The organism is Seonamhaeicola marinus, assembly GCF_008085455.1.
Genome location: NZ_VSDQ01000744.1, coordinates 1 through 1273, shown reverse-complemented (window position 1 = coordinate 1273; position 1273 = coordinate 1). Strand labels below are relative to the sequence as shown.

Here is a 1273-nt window from a genome sequence, read left to right as displayed (position 1 = left end):
AACCTTCCTCATCAGCATCAATCATTATACCCAAACTTTTTAGGGTTTCAATATCTTCACGTAATTCATGGTTGTGCGTTAGTAAACGCTCAGGCACCGCCTCATAATAAGCATCGGGTGGTGTTGATAAAAACTCTACACCTCTTGCACGCATACCTTTTATGGTTTTAATAATATCATCTGTAGCTACGGCTATATGCTGCACGCCTGCACTTTCATAAAAATCTAAATATTCTTCAATTTGCGAACGTTTTTTACCTTCGGCAGGTTCATTTATTGGAAATTTTATGCGCCCATTACCATTACTCATTACTTTACTCATTAGTGCCGAATACTCTGTGTGTATTTGCTTATCATCAAATGATAAAAAGTTTTCAAAGCCCATAACGTCTTCATACCATTTAACCCAGGTATTCATTTGGCCCCAACCAACGTTACCAACCATATGATCTACGTATTTTAAACCCAAAGGTTCTGGTTTATAATCAGACTCCCAAGTTACAAACCCTGGCATAAATACACCGTTGTAATTTTTACGTTCTACAAACATATGCACGGTTTCTCCGTAGGTGTAAATACCTGCTTTTACAACCTGACCATGTTCATCTGTTTCCTCGTAAGGCTCAATGTATGATTTTGCGCCTCGGCTAGTTGTTTCGTTATAAGCTTTTCTGGCATCTTCTACCCAAAGTGCTATTACTTTTACACCATCGCCATGTTTTACTATATGCTCATTTATTGTATTTTTAGAATTTAGCGGTGTGGTTAAAACTAAACGAATTTTATCTTGTTTTAATACGTATGAAACAGTGTCTTTACTACCAGTTTCTAAACCTTTATAGGCAAATGATTGAAACCCAAAAGCTGTTTTATAATAATGTGCTGCTTGTTTTGCGTTACCTACGTAAAGCTCTACATAATCTGTACCAAGAAGTGGTAAAAAATNATGTTTACTCATAATTATTTATCTGTTTTTTGTTGATTTGTTTTTAGCCCCGATAGCAGCGGCATCCTTTTTTGAGGTACGAGAAAAAGATATAGCGGATAGCGGGAAATAGCTTCTTAAAAAAATTACTCTAACCATGATTTATGATAGCTTTCATCGGCAATTTTCATGGCTTCTTCTGTTACCATTAAAGGCTTGAAGGTATCAACCATAACGGCTAATTCTTCGGTTTTTTGTTTACCAATACTGCGCTCTGTAGCGCCTGGGTGTGGCCCATGCGGAATACCTGCTGGATGTAGTGAAATATGGCCAGCTTCTACATCATTT

Annotated in this window: 2 pseudogenes; both read right to left on the bottom strand. The window is 37.0% G+C overall.

Features of this window, described 5'->3' with window-relative positions:
• Window positions 1–943: pseudogene (hppD, locus tag FUA24_RS23310) on the bottom strand (4-hydroxyphenylpyruvate dioxygenase); the annotation flags it as partial.
• Between the two features lie 128 nt (window positions 944–1071).
• A pseudogene (locus FUA24_RS23305) lies at window positions 1072–1273 on the bottom strand (homogentisate 1,2-dioxygenase); the annotation flags it as partial.